Origin of the sequence: Rhizobium phaseoli (assembly GCF_010668805.1) — a bacterium.
Lineage (GTDB): Bacteria > Pseudomonadota > Alphaproteobacteria > Rhizobiales > Rhizobiaceae > Rhizobium > Rhizobium phaseoli_A.
In genome coordinates, this window is record NZ_WUFT01000001.1 from 97,821 (window position 1) to 111,179 (window position 13,359).

At 61.0% G+C, this 13,359-nt stretch carries 15 protein-coding genes; 8 read left to right on the top strand and 7 right to left on the bottom strand.

Features of this window, described 5'->3' with window-relative positions; translation table 11 throughout:
- Nucleotides 1-95 precede the first annotated feature (95 nt).
- Nucleotides 96-872 (top strand): deoxyribose-phosphate aldolase, encoded by a 777-nt coding sequence (gene deoC / locus GR197_RS00495; protein WP_164006098.1) that lies wholly within the window; start codon nucleotides 96-98, stop codon nucleotides 870-872.
- Between the two features lies 1 nt (nucleotide 873).
- Nucleotides 874-2,181, top strand: a complete 1,308-nt coding sequence (gene deoA / locus GR197_RS00500; RefSeq protein ID WP_164006099.1) for a thymidine phosphorylase — start codon at nucleotides 874-876, stop codon at nucleotides 2,179-2,181.
- A 5-nt stretch (nucleotides 2,182-2,186) separates the two neighbouring features.
- Here deoA and GR197_RS00505 read toward each other — a convergent pair whose 3' ends face one another.
- The 7 genes from GR197_RS00505 to GR197_RS00535 all read right to left on the bottom strand — a co-directional run bounded on the left by GR197_RS00505 (nucleotide 2,187) and on the right by GR197_RS00535 (nucleotide 7,653).
- A complete protein-coding gene (locus tag GR197_RS00505) occupies nucleotides 2,187-2,756 on the bottom strand; it encodes a TIGR02281 family clan AA aspartic protease (RefSeq protein ID WP_164006100.1) in 570 nt (189 codons plus the stop codon).
- A 126-nt stretch (nucleotides 2,757-2,882) separates the two neighbouring features.
- Nucleotides 2,883-3,512, bottom strand: coding sequence for a uracil phosphoribosyltransferase (upp, locus tag GR197_RS00510; RefSeq protein ID WP_003544477.1), 630 nt, complete (start codon nucleotides 3,510-3,512; stop codon nucleotides 2,883-2,885).
- Between the two features lie 111 nt (nucleotides 3,513-3,623).
- Nucleotides 3,624-4,592 carry an adenosine deaminase gene (locus GR197_RS00515; RefSeq protein WP_164006101.1) on the bottom strand — a complete coding sequence of 323 codons (969 nt, stop codon included), beginning with the start codon at nucleotides 4,590-4,592 and terminating at the stop codon, nucleotides 3,624-3,626.
- Nucleotides 4,589-5,809, bottom strand: coding sequence for a phosphopentomutase (locus GR197_RS00520; protein ID WP_164006102.1), 1,221 nt, complete (start codon nucleotides 5,807-5,809; stop codon nucleotides 4,589-4,591). Before GR197_RS00520 ends, GR197_RS00515 begins: the two co-directional genes overlap by 4 nt.
- A 109-nt stretch (nucleotides 5,810-5,918) precedes the next feature.
- The gene (locus GR197_RS00525; RefSeq protein ID WP_164006103.1) at nucleotides 5,919-6,500 is read right to left on the bottom strand and encodes a TadE/TadG family type IV pilus assembly protein; all 582 of its coding nucleotides are present in this window, start codon (nucleotides 6,498-6,500) and stop codon (nucleotides 5,919-5,921) included.
- Nucleotides 6,500-7,135: a TadE/TadG family type IV pilus assembly protein gene (locus GR197_RS00530; RefSeq protein WP_164006104.1), complete on the bottom strand. Its 636-nt coding sequence runs from the start codon at nucleotides 7,133-7,135 to the stop codon at nucleotides 6,500-6,502. The genes GR197_RS00525 and GR197_RS00530 overlap by 1 nt, the downstream gene beginning before the upstream one ends.
- A gap of 107 nt (nucleotides 7,136-7,242) precedes the next feature.
- Complete coding sequence (locus GR197_RS00535; RefSeq protein ID WP_164006105.1) at nucleotides 7,243-7,653, bottom strand: pilus assembly protein N-terminal domain-containing protein; 411 nt, start codon at nucleotides 7,651-7,653, stop codon at nucleotides 7,243-7,245.
- A 379-nt stretch (nucleotides 7,654-8,032) separates the two neighbouring features.
- Here GR197_RS00535 and GR197_RS00540 point away from each other — a divergent pair, with 379 nt between their 5' ends.
- From GR197_RS00540 to GR197_RS00565, 6 genes are all read left to right on the top strand, one after another.
- Complete coding sequence (locus GR197_RS00540) at nucleotides 8,033-8,218, top strand: Flp family type IVb pilin (protein ID WP_007634070.1); 186 nt, start codon at nucleotides 8,033-8,035, stop codon at nucleotides 8,216-8,218.
- Nucleotides 8,219-8,343: 125 nt separating this feature from the next.
- Nucleotides 8,344-8,856 (top strand): A24 family peptidase, encoded by a 513-nt coding sequence (locus tag GR197_RS00545; RefSeq protein WP_164006106.1) that lies wholly within the window; start codon nucleotides 8,344-8,346, stop codon nucleotides 8,854-8,856.
- A gap of 109 nt (nucleotides 8,857-8,965) precedes the next feature.
- Complete coding sequence (gene cpaB / locus GR197_RS00550; protein WP_164006107.1) at nucleotides 8,966-9,781, top strand: Flp pilus assembly protein CpaB; 816 nt, start codon at nucleotides 8,966-8,968, stop codon at nucleotides 9,779-9,781.
- Nucleotides 9,782-9,793: 12 nt separating this feature from the next.
- The gene (locus GR197_RS00555; protein WP_164006108.1) at nucleotides 9,794-11,293 is read left to right on the top strand and encodes a type II and III secretion system protein family protein; all 1,500 of its coding nucleotides are present in this window, start codon (nucleotides 9,794-9,796) and stop codon (nucleotides 11,291-11,293) included.
- A complete protein-coding gene (locus GR197_RS00560) occupies nucleotides 11,290-12,048 on the top strand; it encodes a CpaD family pilus assembly protein (protein ID WP_164006109.1) in 759 nt (252 codons plus the stop codon). Before GR197_RS00555 ends, GR197_RS00560 begins: the two co-directional genes overlap by 4 nt.
- Nucleotides 12,049-12,062: 14 nt before the next feature.
- Nucleotides 12,063-13,340 (top strand): AAA family ATPase, encoded by a 1,278-nt coding sequence (locus GR197_RS00565; RefSeq protein WP_164006110.1) that lies wholly within the window; start codon nucleotides 12,063-12,065, stop codon nucleotides 13,338-13,340.
- The last annotated feature ends 19 nt before the right edge of the window (nucleotides 13,341-13,359 follow it).

Consider the following 13,359-nt stretch of genomic DNA (forward strand, 5'->3'; position numbering starts at 1 on the left):
AAAATCTGAATCCTGTTCTACATTAAATAGAGAGAGCATGATGTCATGAGAAAACCGCTCACACTTTTCGGCATCATGCTCTAGAGGAAGTGAAGATGAATAGTCATTCCATCCGGGAAACGGCGGCTGTCGCCCTTTCCCTTCTCGATCTCACCAATTTAAAGGATGATTGCACCGAGGCGCAGATCGATGTGCTCTGCGCCCGCGCCCAGACGCCCTACGGCAACAGCGCTGCAATCTGCATCTGGCCGCGCTTCGTTGCGCAGGCCCGCAATATCCTCGGCACCGGCCATGCCGTGCGCATCGCCACCGTCGTCAACTTCCCCTCCGGCGATATGGAAGTGGCCGACGTCGCCGCCGAGACACGCGAGGCGATTGCCGACGGCGCCGACGAGATCGATCTGGTCATCCCCTATCGCAAGCTGCTCTCCGGCAATGAGAAGGCAGTGACCGACATGGTCAGGGCTGTGCGCGCCGAATGCACCGGCCTTGTCCTTCTGAAGGTCATCATCGAGAGCGGCGAGTTGAAGGATGCGGTATTGATCCGCCGCGCCTCTGAACTTGCCATCGACGCCGGCGCCGATTTCATCAAGACGTCTACCGGCAAGGTCGCCGTCAACGCGACGCTCGAGGCCGCCGATATCATGATCCGCGCCATTCGCGAGAGCGGCCGCAAGGTCGGCTTCAAGCCGGCCGGCGGCATTGGTTCGGTGGCCGATGCGGCGCTCTATCTGAGTCTTGCCGAAACCATCATGGCGCCCGACTGGGCGATGCCGTCGACCTTCCGTTTCGGCGCCTCCAGCCTGCTTGACGATATCCTGGCGGTCTTGAGCGGAACACAGTCTGCACCGGCTGCGGCGTCGAGCTATTGAGATGATCCCGCAGGAGATCATCCGGGCTAAGCGCGATGGCGACGAGCTCGACCCCGACGATATCCGGTCCTTCATCGCGGCACTCGCTGCCGGACAATTGTCGGAAGGCCAGATCGGCGCCTTCGCCATGGCCGTCTGGTTCAAGGGCATGTCGCGGGCCGAGACCGTCGCCCTGACGCTGGCGATGGCCGACTCCGGCGACCGGCTGCAATGGGCCGATATCGACCGCCCGATCGCCGACAAACATTCGACCGGTGGCGTCGGCGACAATGTTTCGCTGATGCTGGCGCCGATCGCTGCGGCCTGCGGCCTCGCCGTTCCGATGATTTCAGGGCGCGGCCTCGGCCATACTGGCGGCACGCTGGACAAGCTCGAATCCATTCCCGGCTATATGATTACCCCGGATGCGAACCTGTTCCACAAGGTGGTGAAGGAGGCCGGATGCGCCATTATCGGCCAGACCGGGGCCTTAGCGCCTGCCGACGGCAGGCTCTATGCCGTGCGCGATGTGACTGCCACCGTCGATTCCATTCCCCTCATCACCGCCTCCATTCTGTCGAAGAAACTTGCGGCCGGGCTTCAGACGCTGGTGCTGGACGTCAAGGTCGGCAACGGCGCCTTCATGGCCGACCGTGCCCAGGCCGAGATCCTGGCGCAGTCGCTGGTCGAGGTCGCCAATGGCGCAGGTGTCGCGACCTCGGCGCTGATCACCGACATGAACCAGCCGCTCGCCGATGCCGCCGGCAATGCGGTCGAGATGCGCAACTGCCTGGATTTCCTGGCGGGTGGCAAAGCAGACACGCGGCTCGAAACCGTCGTTCTTGCCTTCGCCGCCGAGATGCTGGTGAAATCGGGCATTGCGCCTTCCCTTGATGAAGGCGAGGCGATGGCGCGTCGGGCGCTGTCATCGGGACAGGCGGCAGAGGTTTTCGCCCGCATGGTCTCGATGCTCGGCGGCCCGGCCGATCTCCTTGAAAACCCGCACAAATATCTGGCCAGGGCGCCTGTGGAAAAACCTGTCCCCGCCGCCCGATCTGGCTGGCTTGCCGCCTGCAATGCCCGCGGTATCGGCATTAGCGTCATCGATCTCGGCGGCGGAAGACGTCATCCGGCCGACCGGATCGATCATCGCGTCGGCTTCTCCGAGCTCCTGCCGCTTGGCACCCGCGTCAGCGCCGGTGAACCGATCGCTCTGGTCCACGCCGCCAATGAAGCGGCGGCGGAACGGGCAGCGGCGGCACTTGCCGCGCACTGCCGCATCACTGAGGAAAAGCCGGAGTTGGGGCCTGTGATTTCGACCCGGATCTGATCGCTTTACTGCTTCAGGCTGAGCGAACCGTCGGCGACGGAATAGGAGGCGAGCTTCTGCAGGAAGCTCATGCCGACCAGCGTCGTCGTCAGCGCTTCGTCCTGGAGAACGAAGGCTTCGACATCGCGCACGCGGATGCCGCCGATTTCCACCCGGTCGAGCATCACATGCGCCGCCTTCGTCTGGCCGTTCGCGGTGTTCACCCCGTAGCGGAAATCAAGCTGGTTGGCGGTGAAGCCCAGTCGGCGGGCGAGCGTCTCGTTGAGCGCGACATAGGTGGCGCCAGTATCGATCAGGCCTTGCACCAGCTTGCCGTTGATCTTGAAGCCGCCGGTATAATGGCCCTGCGCGTCCGCCTGCAAACGGATCGCATTGCTGCCTGAGACCGGCGCGGGTGCCGCGGGCTTGTCATTCTCGGTTGATAGGTAATTGGCGGAAAGCGCGTCAGCAGACTGCTGGCCGGTGTCTCCGAAGAAGGAAGGCACCTGTGTTGCGAGCACCGCGGCGATGCTGGCGAATAGGACGGTACGCACGAGCATGAAACAGAAATCCTTCCTGTATAAACCCCGCTTCATGCAGGGCCTCATGCTTCGGAATTGCTAAACCTCAAGTGCTGACAAGTTGCTAATATCGCCAACAAAAAGGCCCGGAATGAACCACCGGGCCTTCAAGTCTTTCGATTTGGTAAACGAAAGCTGAAATTACTTGGTGCCGTACATGCGGTCGCCGGCATCGCCGAGGCCGGGCATGATATAGCCCTTCTCGTTGAGATGGCTGTCGATCGACGCGGTGAACACCGGAACATCGGGATGCGCGGCGCGGAAGTTGCGGATGCCTTCCGGAGCGGCAAGCAGGCAGAGGAAGCGGATATTGTGGGCGCCGCGTTCCTTGAGCTTGTCGATCGCGGCGATCGACGAATTGCCGGTTGCAAGCATCGGGTCGACGACGATGATCAGCCGCTCGGCCACGTCTTCCGGAGCCTTGAAGTAATATTCGACCGGCTGCAGTGTTTCGTGGTCGCGGTAAACGCCGATATGCGAGACGCGGGCTGAGGGTACGAGATCGAGCATGCCTTCGAGCAGGCCGTTGCCAGCGCGCAGGATCGAGGCGAAGACCAGCTTTTTGCCTTCGAGGATCGGCGATTCCATCGTCTGCAGCGGCGTCTCGATTGTTTCCATCGTCAGTTCGAGATCGCGGGTCACTTCGTAACACAGCAGCGTCGAGATTTCGCGCAGCAGCCGCCGGAAACTTCCCGTCGATGTCTCCTTGCGCCGCATGATGGTGAGTTTGTGCTGCACCAGCGGGTGATCGATGACCGTGACGCCGTCCATGGGGAAGCCTTTCATTTTCTATCGACTGTTTCTTTCACGGAAATCGGCCCAACTGCAAGAGTGGCGGCCAATTTGCACCGATCATCCCCAGCCTCGCTCCACATTTGGCTCTCAAAGTCGGGCGAGCAGGGCCTTGCGTGTCTCTTCGTCGACGAAGGCCGCCTCGATTGCCGTGCGTGTCATCGCATCGATCTCATCGTCGCTGAAGCCGAAAGCCTCGGCGGCAAGTTCGTATTCCCGCGCAAGCGAGGTATGAAAGAACGGCGGATCGTCCGAGCTTATCGTCACCCGCACGCCGGCGTCCTTCAGCCGGCGCAGCGGATGCGAAGCGAAATCGGGAAAGACCTTAAGCGCGATATTGGAGCCCGGGCAGATCTCGAGCACGGTGCCGAGATCGGCAAGCCGCTTCACCAGGTCGAGATCCTCGATGGCGCGCACACCATGGCCGATTCGCGAGGGGCGCACCGCATCGAGTGCGTCGGCGACACTGAAGGCGCCGCAGACCTCGCCGGCATGGATGGTAAGCCCAAGGCCGGCATCGCGGGCGATATCGAAGGCCCTGGCATAGTCGGCCACGCGCCCCATCCGCTCTTCGCCGGCAAGGTTGAAGCCGGTTATCAGAGGGTTGCCGGCCTTTGCCGCGTATTCAGCAGCGCCGATCACGCTCTCCGGACCAAAATGCCGCTCGCCGGTGACGATCAGCCGGGCCTCGATGCCGCTCTTTTCCCGAGCCCGCCGGATGCCTTCGCAGATACCCGATATATAGGCGTCGGCACCCAACCCGATGCGTTTGCCGTGGTCGGGCGAAACGATGAGTTCGCTGTAGATGGTATTGATGCCGGCGAGTTGGTCGAGATAGGTTTCGGTCAGATGCGCATAGTCCTCTTCGCTCCTGTAGACCTCGGAAACCTTGTCGTAACATTCGAGGAAGCTTGCGAAATCATGCCAGACATAGACGCCGCCGCGAAGCTCGCCGCTGATGTCGACGCCGTATTTGTGCGCCTGCGCCTCGGTCAATTCAGGAGGTGCCGCACCCTCCAGATGGCAGTGCAGCTCGACCTTCTTCAAATGCGACGTCACAGAAAACTCCTTCCATGCGGTCCGGCCGGAATGCCGAGATGGCCAGCTAAACTCTCGCCGATATCGGCATAGCTGCGGCGCACGCCGATCGAACGCGACCGGATGCCCGGGCCATAGGCGATGACGGGCACGCGCTCGCGCGTATGGTCCGTGCCGCGCCAGGTCGGATCGCAGCCGTGGTCGGCGGTGAGCACGACGAGATCGCCTGGCTTCAGCTTCTTGTGGACTTCGGCCAAGCGGGCATCGAAGGCTTCGAGTGCCGCGGCATAACCCGGCACATCGCGGCGATGGCCGTAAATCATGTCGAAATCGACGAAATTGGTGAAGACGAGATCGCCGTCCTCGGCCTCGTCGATGGCTGAGAGCGATGCATCCATCAGCGCCTCGTTGCCATTTGCCTTGATGACCCTGGAAATGCCCTGATGCGCGAAGATGTCGCCGATCTTTCCGACAGCATGCACGTGCCGGCCGTGTTCGACAAGTCGGTCGAGCAGCGTCGGCTCCGGCGGCAGCACGGAGAAGTCGCGCCGGTTTCCGGTGCGCTGGAAGGTCGAGGGAGACTGACCGATGAAGGGCCGGGCTATGACGCGGCCGATATTATAGCGATCGAGCAGCCCGCGGGCCAGACGGCAGAAAGTGAGCAGGCGATCGAGGCCGAAATGCCCTTCGTGTGCTGCGACCTGGAAGACCGAATCCGAGGAGGTGTAGCAGATCGGCTTACCGGTGCGGATATGGTCCTCGCCGAAGCGGGCGATGATTTCCGTTCCCGAGGCATGGCAGTTGCCGAGAATGCCGGGCACATCGGCCTCCCTGCACAATGCCTCGATGAATTCGGCAGGAAAGGCCTCGCCCTCCATCGGGAAATAACCCCAATCGAAACTGACAGGTGTTCCTGCGATCTCCCAATGACCTGATGGCGTATCCTTGCCGCGGGAAATTTCGGTGGCGGCGCCATAAATGCCGTAGATCTTCTCGGGAACGGGCATGCCGGCTGGGAACCGGCCGGAGGCCGATCGGGCGATCTGCATCAGCCCGAGTTCCGACAGGTTGGGAAGGCAAAGCGGTCCGCTGCGCAATCCGGCACGGTCTGCGGCTCCGGCTGCGCAGAACTCGGCGATATGGCCGAGCGTATCGGCGCCCTCGTCGCCATAGGCCGCAGCATCCGGCGCTCCGCCGACGCCGAAAGAATCCAGAACGAAAAGAAAGGCACGCGCCATTTTACACCCGAGAGAGCCGATCGCCGGCCCCAGGGACGTCGGAGCGGCAGAGCCTCAGCCATATAATGCTGCGGCCGGCTTGGCAAATTCGGGAAGAGGGAAGAGGGCGTCAGCAGTCACCGCAGGGGATCGAGTCGCCTTGCCGCTGGCGGTAGAAATAGCTGCGGCTGATGGTGATCGTGCGCATGCCGTCCGGCAGGAAGTTCGGCGCAAACAGGAACATCGTATAGGGGATGCTGAGCTCGGTGCGAACAAGGAAGCTGCTCGCTGTCTTCATATCAGACGGCACATTGCTTACGGCGGTGTTCTTGGCATAGGGCGCGGTCCCGTCCTGCGCCCAGGACCAGAGCACTTTTGCATTGGCGCTGGCGTCGATTGTAATTCCGGTGATCTTCAGCGTCAGCGACGTGTTGTTGTAAGGCACGAAGATCGCGGTTGCGACCGACGGCATCTGTGCAAGCGTGCTCTTCGTGACGGATTGCTGCTGGGTGACGAGGTCGGCCACCGTGCCTGCGGCGCGTGTCAACCGCTTGCTGACGCTGAGGCCGATCGTGATCTCGAACGCGCCGATATAGAGCATGACGAGCACGGGAAAGAGGATCGCGAATTCGATCGCTCCGGCGCCCTTGCTGTCTCGGGCCAGCCGCCGCGCCGTCAATACCAGTCTGCTGAACGGGTTGCGCAACGCCATTATGGATACTGCTCGTTCTGCAAGGCCGCGGTCGCGACGATCAGATATTCCCGCGGCATCGAACCGTCGGAGGGACGTATCGTCGTGATATAGGGCCGGACCAGATCAGCGGTGATTTCCCAGCGATAGTAGGCGCGGACCATGTTGATGGTGCCTGCGCCGCCCGGCGCATATTTGAAGGCCGCCGTGTTGAGGTCGGCATATCTGTCGGTCGAAAGCTTGGGAATCGTCGTCGGAATGGCCGAGAAGCTGCTGAATGTCTGTACATCCAGGTAGAGTTTGCTCGGCGTAGCCACTTCGCTCGTCGAGCAGCGGATCAGGATCGAAATCTCATCGCAGAAAGCCTGGCGGAATTGCGTCTGGTTCATATCGGTCGTGCGGCCGAGATTATAGGTGATCTGCCCGGTTCGCATCTTGCGGCTCATCGTATCGACGGCGTTCGACACGAGTTCCTCGGCGGCAAAGGCGACGAAGGTTTCGAGGATGGCGAAAATCACCAGGAAATAGGGAATGGCGAGCAAGGCGAATTCGATCGCCGCGGAACCTTCGCTCGAGCGGCGGAGAGCGCGAAACCGTGAAAAACGGAACGGCGCGGAGACGCGCGCTTTATCCATCTTCTGATCAATTACCGTCATTGCCTGGACCCGAGCGACATTCTCTGTCCGCCACACTAGGGTCCGTTCGTTGATTTTCCGTTTCAGTTTGACGCGACGATTTTAACGATTGGCCGAAGGTAAGCCAATCAGGGCGAGGTGGTGGCGGTGGTCGCCTGCTGCGCATGCTGCTCGCAGTTCGGCGTGCAGGACAGCACAGAGCGTTCGGTCTGCCGGTAGACGCGCACCGTATTGCCCTCATCGATCGACACCAGAATACGCTCGTCGAGGATCGCATTGCCATCGGCATCGAGCAGCACCAGATTGGTCGTGCCGAAGCTGCGCCCTGTGAGAACGATGGTCTTGGCGTCGGCGACGGTCGCATCGGCGACCTTGGCATTGCCGACGATGACCTTGCTGACAGGGCGGTCGAGCTTCAACACGCGCGCGTGATCCATATAGACGCGCAGCATGTCATCGTCTGCGGCCGCGGAAACTCCCGAAATACCGAAAACGGCGATCATGCCGGCAAAGAAAATGGTTTTGCCGCTCGATGACATTTGGTCCTCTTTCACGATCACAGCGCAATATCTGCATAGAATGGAAAAAAATGGTGAACGAAGCCTTAAGCTCGCCTCCCTGTTCCAGGGTGAGGCGCAATGATCCGATTTGGCACGACCTCAGGGCCGCACACGCTCCGGTTGGAAGTAAGGCCTGTGCTATTATCGGATGAATCCGATGGTTATTCCGGGAAGATTGTTAAATATTGAAGTAGTCACGTAAGAAAATACTTACCTTACAAGGGGCTGGTGTCTCGTTGACGCCTCGTTAACTCTTTTCTTTAAGCCGATGGAAACGCCCATTCGCTAGGTTGATGCCATCCGATCAACGGCAACAGTTGGCGGAAGTGCTGAACATCAACTGGAGTTAGGAGTTACCATGACCAAGCTTTTTAGCCGTTTTCTGAAGGACGAATCCGGCGCGACTGCAATTGAATACGGCCTGATCGCTGCCCTCATTTCCGTAGCGCTGATCACCGGCGCAACGGCGCTCGGCAATAGCATCAGCACCACGTTCAACAATCTGAGCACCAAGATGAACACCGGCGTTACGGCGTCGAACTAAAAATAGGGGCAGCCACTTGGCGCCCTTATGATACGGCCGGATCGGCTCCGACTGATCTATAGAGCGGGCTCACAGGCTGAACGGCCGTGAGCCTTTTCGCATATCGTTATGACGGGGGTATACGCATGATCGCCGCTGCAGTGTTTGTGATATTGCCACTCTGCCTCGCCATGGCGGCCTTTTCCGATCTGTTCACCATGACGATCCCGAACCGCGTTTCGTTGATCCTTATTGCCTCCTTCTGCATCCTCGCGCCGCTCTCCGGCCTGGGCTGGGAGATGATCGGCATGCATCTTGCGGGCGCGGTAATCGTTTTCAGTGCCTGCTTTGCCCTTTTTGCCTTCCATGTGATGGGCGGCGGAGATGCCAAGCTGTTGAGCGCCACCGCGCTCTGGTTCGGTCTCAACCAATCCCTCGCCTTCCTGATGGTCGACGTTGCCATGATCGGCGGTCTGATAACCTTGCTGATCCTGCTGGTGAGAGCGCAAGCGAACACCATCCTAGCCATCGGGCTGCCGGTGCCGAATTCGGTCCTGCTGGCCAAGAAGATCCCCTACGGCATCGCCATCGCGATCGGCGGCTTCATGGCTTTCCCTGACTCGCCGCTCTTCCTAGCCGCGCTGGAAAGCCTGAAATAACGGCATTTTAAATGACCGTTAACTTAAAATGTAAGCGTTCCATTAACCATAATTATACCAATTGCTAGCATTCTGCAGGGCGAACATATCGTGCCCTGAGGAATGATCGATGAAACCGGCCCGCCTTATAATTCTTGCTGTCGCCGTGGTGGCAGCCGGCCTCGCCGGCCTCCTGGCGATGCGCATGGCAGGCAGTGGCGGTGTCGTTACCCAGGTCCAGTCGGTCATCGAGAAGGAACCGACCGTCAATGTCCTGGTCTCGAGCGGCAATCTGGCGGTCGGCGAAAGGCTGGCCGACCAGTCGGTCCATTGGATGGCCTGGCCGCAAGGCGCCGTTGTCCCGGGCCTCATCACCGAAGCCGACAAGCCGGATGCGATTAAGGATCTGCAGGGTGCCGTCGTGCGCCTGCCGATCTTCGAAGGCGAACCGATTCGGCCGGAAAAGGTCGCCGATTCCAGCAGCCGCATCCTTTCCTCGCTGTTGCCGGCTGGCAAGCGCGCCGTTGCGACCGAGATATCGGTGGCAACAGGTGCCGGTGGTTTCATTCTGCCGAACGACCGCGTCGATGTCATTATGGTTCGCAAGGGCACTGAGGCCAACAAGCTCATCACCGAGACCGTGCTGAGCAATGTCCGCGTCCTGGCCATCGACCAGCAGATTCAGGAAAAGGACGACGGCTCGAAGGCCGTGGTCGGCACCACCGCCACGCTCGAGCTGACGCCCGATCAAACGAAGGTTCTCGCCGTCGCCCAGCAGATGGCGGATCGGCTGTCGCTGGCGCTGCGTTCCGTCGCCGATGCGCAGGAGCAGGATACCAGTGCCGCCGACTATCTACTGAGCGGCGACAACGGCAGTGCGAGCATCCAGGTCATCAAATCGGGCGCCATCGTCACCGATGCCAGCGCAGCGCCGAAGGCGGAGTAAAAGGACGTGCAAATGGGCAATTCTTCGCGGCGCGCCGGACTTCTCCTGACAGGCTGCCTCTCGCTGGCAGTCGCCGTCTCCGGTATAGTGCCGGCCTCTTTCGCGCCGCTTCTGGGGCCAGGCGAGGCGCGTGCCGAATCCGAAAACCTGATCCGCATCTCGCAGACCGGCCCCGATGCCCATCGCCGCCTGAAGCTCGGGCTGAACAAGGCCGTCGTTGTCGATCTACCCGAGGATGCGCATGATATTCTCGTCTCCGATCCGACCATGGCCGATGCCGTCACCCGCACCTCGCGGCGCATCTATCTGTTTGGCAAAAAGGTCGGCCAGACGAATATCTTCGTCTTCGGCGCCGGTGGGCAGGAGATCGTCAATCTCGACATCGAGATCGAGCGCGACGTTTCCGGCCTCGAAGTCAATCTCCGCCGCTTCATTCCAGACTCCAACATCAACGTCGAAATCGTCTCCGACAACATCGTGCTGACCGGCACCGTGCGCACCCCGCAGGATGCCACACAGGCGGCCGATCTGGCGCAAGTCTTCCTCAAGGGCGGCGAAGCGACGACCAGAAGCGAGACGGCATCCGGCACCGGCGGCGACAGCTCGGTGGCGCTCTTTGCCGAAGCCCGTCAGAGCTCGCAGGTTGTCAACCTGCTGCAGATCGAGGGCGAGGACCAGGTCACCCTCAAGGTGACGATCGCCGAGGTCCGCCGCGAGGTGCTGAAGCAGCTCGGCTTCGACAATCTGGTTTCCAATTCCTCCGGCATGACGGTCGCCCAGCTCGGCAGCCCCAGCGCCGACAGCGCCACATCCGTCGTTGGCGGCGGCCTGGCGGCGCTCTTCAAGAGCACGATCGGAAAATACGACATTTCGACCTACCTCAACGCGCTGGAGCAGGCCAAGGTCGTCAAGACACTCGCCGAGCCGACGCTGACGGCAATATCGGGCCAGGCCGCGACCTTCAATTCCGGCGGCCAACAGCTTTATTCGACAACCGACAACAACGGCAACGTCACCGTCGTGCCGTTCAACTACGGCATCAACCTCGCCTTCAAGCCGGTCGTTCTCTCATCGGGACGCATCAGCCTGCAGATCAAGACCAATGTCTCCGAACCGGTGGCCGGCAGCGGCAGCGCGACGTATCAGCGCCGCTCGGCGGAGACTTCGGTGGAGCTGCCCTCGGGCGGTTCGATCGCGCTGGCCGGCCTGATCCGCGACAACGTTTCCCAGACGATGGGCGGCACGCCTGGTGTCTCGAAGATCCCGCTGCTCGGCACCCTCTTCCGTCAGAAGGGTTTCGAGCGTCAGGAAACCGAGCTCGTCATCATCGCGACGCCCTATCTGGTGCGTCCGGTGGCGCGCAATCAGCTTAACCGGCCGGACGACAATTTCAGCCCTGAGAATGACGGTGCAACCTTCTTCCTCAACCGAGTCAACAAAGTCTATGGCCGCCGCGAGGCGCCCGTTGCCGACGCGCAGTTCCACGGCTCAATCGGGTTCATCTACAAATGAGCGGCGCACGGTCGGCAGCAATGGAAGAGAACAGGGATCAGGTGATGGCCCATATCAATTCGACGACACCCCGCCTCGCAATCTCGAAGGCGCTTCTAGCCACGGTTGCCATGTCGCTGGCCGCCCTTTCCGGATGCGCCGGCCCACATGACCAGCTGACGACCGGCGGTATTCCCGACGACTATCGCGCGCGTCACCCGATCATCGTGACCGAAGCGGAGCAGACGGTGGACATTCCCGTCGCCTCCACCGATCGCCGCCTGACCAATGCCCAGCGCGACCTCATTCGCGGTTTTGCCGCAAACTACATCGCGCGCGCCTCGGGCCCGATTTACGTGCTGTCGCCGCAAGGCTCGCCCAATTCGGCGGCAGCCTATCAGCTGCGCAATCAGGTCCGTGCCGAGCTGGCGAGGAGGGGGATTGCAAGCTCGAAAATTGTCAACACCTCCTACGCCGCGGTCGGTCCCGGCGATGCGGCACCGATCCGGCTGAGCTTTACCGGCACCGCGGCGATCACCACGCAATGCGGCCAATGGCCGAAGGACATCTCGAACGATTTGACCAACCAGAATTATTATAATTTCGGCTGCGCCTCGCAGAACAACCTCGCCGCCCAGATCGCCAACCCGGAGGATCTGGTAGCGCCCCGCGGCATGACCCCGATCGACGCGCAGCGCCGCAACAACGCGATCCAGGAATATCGGACGACGACATCGACGATCGAAGAGGTCGCCGGCAGCGACAGCAGCTTCTGAGGCGGAACGGGACGATGAGCGCGATAGAGTACGAAATCAAGAATCAAAGCGAGCTTCGCCACGCCGAAGAGGCGGTGCGCATGGCGGATCTGGAAAACATGCGGCCGCTGCCGCGCATCTCCGTGCATGCCTTCTGTGAGAGCGAGGGTCTGCAGCAGGTCATGGAACGCTGCGCCAATGATCGGCGCGTGGCCAAGGTCAGCATGCGCATCACCAGCGGCGGCATTGCCGCTGCCGCCAATATGTTCTCCGGCGCCCCGACGCCGAACCTCATCATCCTCGAGACCAAGGCGAATGCCGGAAACCTCCTCTCCGAACTCGCGCCGCTCGCCGCCGTTTGCGATCCGACGACCAAAGTCGTCATTATCGGCTACTACAACGATATCGGGCTGTATCGCGACCTCATCCGCAACGGCATCTCCGAATATATGGTCCAGCCCGTTGCCATGCCGGATATCCTGGCGTCGATGGCCTCGATCTTCGTCGATCCGGAAGCTGAACCGCTCGGCCGCAGCATCGCCTTCATCGGCTCGAAGGGCGGTACCGGCGCCTCGACCATCGCGCATAATTGTGCCTTCGGCATTTCCAACCTCTTCTCATCCGAGACGATCCTCGCCGATCTCGACCTGCCCTATGGCACGGCGAACATCGACTTCGATCAGGATCCGGCGCTCGGCATCGCCGAAGCGGTCTTCGCACCCGATCGTCTCGACGAGGTCTTCCTCGACCGCCTGCTGACGAAATGCTCCGAACATCTCTCTTTGCTTGCGGCGCCCTCGCTGCTCGACCGCGCCTATGATTTCGACGGCCAGGCTTTCCAGCCGGTGCTCGATGTTCTGCAGCGCAGCGCCCCCGTCACCGTGCTCGACGTTCCGCATGCATGGTCGGAATGGACACGCTCGGTGCTGTCGAGCGTCGACGAAGTCGTCATCACAGCGGTTCCCGATCTCGCCAACCTGCGCAATGCCAAGAACATGCTGGACGCGTTGCGCAAGATGCGGCCGAACGACAAGCTGCCGCATCTGGTTCTCAATCAGGTCGGCATGCCGAAACGTCCGGAGATTTCGCCGTCGGATTTCTGTGAGCCGCTGGAGATCGATCCGATCGCCATCATTCCCTTCGACATCCATCTTTTCGGCAATGCCGCCAATAGCGGCCGGATGATTTCGGAAGTCGACCCGAAGTCGCCGACGGCGGAAACCTTTTCGCAGATATCGCACATCGTCACCGGCCGTGTCGCGATCAAGAAGGCGAAGAAGGGCGGACTGCTGGGCCTCCTGAAGCGCAAGTAGCAAGTAGAACAAGCAGATT

Excerpts from the sequence above, each read along its gene's own strand:
- GR197_RS00505 (WP_164006100.1), bottom strand. The coding sequence starts at position 2,756 with ATGAAGCGGGGTTTATACAGGAAGGATTTCTGTTTCATGCTCGTGCGT.
- GR197_RS00540 (WP_007634070.1), top strand. The coding sequence starts at position 8,033 with ATGACCAAGCTTTTTAGCCGTTTTCTGAAGGACGAATCCGGCGCGACT.
- cpaB (WP_164006107.1), top strand. The coding sequence starts at position 8,966 with ATGAAACCGGCCCGCCTTATAATTCTTGCTGTCGCCGTGGTGGCAGCC.
- GR197_RS00560 (WP_164006109.1), top strand. The coding sequence starts at position 11,290 with ATGAGCGGCGCACGGTCGGCAGCAATGGAAGAGAACAGGGATCAGGTG.
- GR197_RS00565 (WP_164006110.1), top strand. The coding sequence starts at position 12,063 with ATGAGCGCGATAGAGTACGAAATCAAGAATCAAAGCGAGCTTCGCCAC.
- deoA (WP_164006099.1), top strand. The coding sequence starts at position 874 with ATGATCCCGCAGGAGATCATCCGGGCTAAGCGCGATGGCGACGAGCTC.
- deoC (WP_164006098.1), top strand. The coding sequence starts at position 96 with ATGAATAGTCATTCCATCCGGGAAACGGCGGCTGTCGCCCTTTCCCTT.
- GR197_RS00520 (WP_164006102.1), bottom strand. The coding sequence starts at position 5,809 with ATGGCGCGTGCCTTTCTTTTCGTTCTGGATTCTTTCGGCGTCGGCGGA.
- GR197_RS00525 (WP_164006103.1), bottom strand. The coding sequence starts at position 6,500 with ATGGCGTTGCGCAACCCGTTCAGCAGACTGGTATTGACGGCGCGGCGG.
- GR197_RS00545 (WP_164006106.1), top strand. The coding sequence starts at position 8,344 with ATGATCGCCGCTGCAGTGTTTGTGATATTGCCACTCTGCCTCGCCATG.
- GR197_RS00535 (WP_164006105.1), bottom strand. The coding sequence starts at position 7,653 with ATGTCATCGAGCGGCAAAACCATTTTCTTTGCCGGCATGATCGCCGTT.
- GR197_RS00555 (WP_164006108.1), top strand. The coding sequence starts at position 9,794 with ATGGGCAATTCTTCGCGGCGCGCCGGACTTCTCCTGACAGGCTGCCTC.
- GR197_RS00530 (WP_164006104.1), bottom strand. The coding sequence starts at position 7,135 with ATGACGGTAATTGATCAGAAGATGGATAAAGCGCGCGTCTCCGCGCCG.
- upp (WP_003544477.1), bottom strand. The coding sequence starts at position 3,512 with ATGGACGGCGTCACGGTCATCGATCACCCGCTGGTGCAGCACAAACTC.